Source organism: Pseudonocardia pini (assembly GCF_013870575.1).
Taxonomy (GTDB): Bacteria; Actinomycetota; Actinomycetes; order Mycobacteriales; family Pseudonocardiaceae; genus Pseudonocardia; species Pseudonocardia pini.
In genome coordinates, this window is record NZ_JACBXB010000748.1 from 1 (window position 1) to 2706 (window position 2706).

Sequence of the window (2706 nt, forward strand, 5' to 3'; positions counted from 1 at the left end):
CGGCACGGACGGCATCGGCGCGAGGGGCATCGGCGGACCGGCCATCTCGCCTGCCGGGTTGCCGCCCCACCGCGCCCCCGCAGGCACCTCCTCGCCCTTCATCACGAAGGAGTCGGGGGCGATCTCGGCGCCGTCACCGATGGAGACGCCGTAGTGGACGAAGGCGCCGACGCCGAGCGTCACCCCCGCACCGAGCGTGGTGCGGTCGGACTTGAAGGCGCCGTCCTCCTGCGAGTGGCACTGGATCGTCGTGCCGAAGTTGAGCGTGCAGTCGTCGCCGATGGCGGTCAGCGTGCGCTCGGTCAGCCCGATGCCGTCGTCGAAGACGCGGCGGCCCATCCGGACCCCGAGCATCCGCGCGACCACGTTCTTGAACGGCGTGCCGCCGAGCAGCTTCTCCATCGGCGGGACCACGAGCTTCCAGTAGCGCTCGTGGCGCCAGAAGTCCGGGTCGTAGATCGAGCAGGACCTGGGGCGGAGCCGGCGGAAGCCCACGATCAGCCGCTCCCACAGCGTGAACCACAGGATCGTGAACAGCAGGCTGCCCACCAGCTCCGCACCGAAGGCGATCGGCCCGAAGTCGTGGAAGTGGTCGAGGGCCAGCAGCCCGAGCAGCAGCAGCCCGAGCACGTGGCCCCACCGGACCACGAGGGCGAGGCCGATGGTGACGAGGTTGTGCAGGTTCTTGCGGCGCAGCCGCGTCCGGCGCTCGCGCAGGTCGATCTCCAGGACCCGGTCCCGCTGGACCGTGCGGGGGATCTCGAAGGCCGGGGACCCGAGCAGCCCCACGCCCTGGCGGACCGGCCCGTCGATCGGCACCGCGACCTTGGTGGCGAGCAGGCAGTCGTCGCCGGTGCGGCCGCCGATCGGGTAGGCGATGGCGTTGCCGAGGAAGTTGTCGCCGCCGATGGCGATCCGGGAGGTCCGGAACGAGGTGTTGGAGAAGTCGGCGTTGTTCACCGAGAGCCCGTCCGCGACGACGGTGCCGCGCCCGATCGTGGCGAGGTACGGCGTCTCCTGGGCGACGGCCATGCCGAAGTTCGAGCCGGTCTGCTCGACCTTGCCGAGGTCGTAGCCCAGCAGGTAGAGGTAGCCGGTGACGAAGGAGCTGTCGCCGAAGAGGTAGACGAAGATCTTCACGTTCGTCAGCCGGGTGACGGTGCGGTGCAGCGAGTAGCGCCATCCGTGGACCGGGTAGACGCGGTCCGGCCGGACGAACACCGCCATCAGCCGGGGCAGGGTGAGGACGACCAGCAGCCCCACGGCCAGGCCGCCGAACACGATGATCGCCGACTCGGCCAGGGCCTCCCGGTAGAACGACGTGGTGGTGTGGCCCAGCGCGCCCGGCAGCAACAGCTCCTTGAACCGCGGCACCGCGTTGACCAGGAGGAACAGGCCGCCGAAGCCGAGCGGCAGGTAGATCCCGAACAGCTTGACCAGCTGGCTCGTCACGTAGCCGGTCTTGCGCAGCGCGCGGACCCGCACGCCCGGCACGGCGCGGAAGTCGGTGTCGGTGGGGACCGCGGGCGAGCCGTGCGCGCTCCGACCCGCCGGGACGCTCTGCCCGCGGTGCAGCGAGGAGGCGTGGCCGAGCTGCGCACCGTCGCCCATCGCGGTGCCGATGTCGAGGATGCTCCGATCCCCGACGACGACGTCGCGGCCCAGCGTGACCCGCCCGGTCTGGATCCTCCCGGCGTGGGCGCGGTAGCCGTTCAGCAGCGCGTCCTTGCGGATCACCGTGCCCGAGCCGATCGTCACCAGATCGGCGCAGACCGGGAGGTTGCGGGTGAGGATCACGACGTCCTTCCCGATCTTCGCGCCGAGGGCGCGCAGGTAGAGCGTGTAGACCGGCGAACCGACCATCAGCAGCGCGATCGGGTTGCCGCGCACCAGGGTCTTCACGAGCCAGAACCGGAAGTACCGCAGGCTCCAGACCGGGATCTCCGTCTCCCTCCAGCGCCCGATCAGCACCCACTTCACGATGATCGGCAGCAGGCACAGCGCGAGGAACGCTCCCGCCCCGGCCTCGACCGAGCGCAGGTAGGTCTGGAGCAGGGAGGTGCTCGTCTCGATCCACGTGTAGGCCCGGTCCATGACGATGCCGGCGGCGCTGACGTACCCCACGAACACCAGCAGCTGCAGGAACCCGGTGAGGTAGTAGCCGACGGTGCTGTGCCGCACCGGCGTGACCGCGGCGGGCGGGGACGACGGCGGCTCGTGGGCCGCCGGGCCCGGTGCGGCCGCGGCGGCCATCCCGGCGATCGTCGGGCTGGCGTAGACCTCCCGGATGGAGATCGACGGCAGGTCCGCCCGCGTGCGCAGCCGGGCGCAGAACCGGGTCATCACCATCGAGTCGGCGCCGAGGTCGTCGAAGACGTTGCTTTCGGTCGGGACCTGGTCGGTCCCGAGCACCTCGGCCAGGACCTGCGCCAGCGCCTGGACGAGATCGTCACCGGCCGTGCCGCCGGGGACCGCCGGTGTCGCGATCGGCATCGACGGCGCGAAGGCCGTCGCGAGCCCGGAGATCGTCGGGTTCGCGTACACGTCCTTGATCGAGAGTGACGGCAGGTCCGCCCGCCTGCGCAGCCGGGCGCAGAACCGGGTCATCACCATCGAGTCGGCGCCGAGGTCGTCGAAGACGTTGCGGTCGGTCGGGACGTGCTCCACGGCGAGCACCTCGGCCAGGACGCTCGCCAGCGCCGACGC

At 71.1% G+C, this 2706-nt stretch carries 1 protein-coding gene; it reads right to left on the reverse strand.

The window, feature by feature from the left end:
- The coding region (locus H5J29_RS28250; RefSeq protein ID WP_220188036.1) for a Pls/PosA family non-ribosomal peptide synthetase at window positions 1-2706 on the reverse strand (2706 nt) is incomplete at both ends.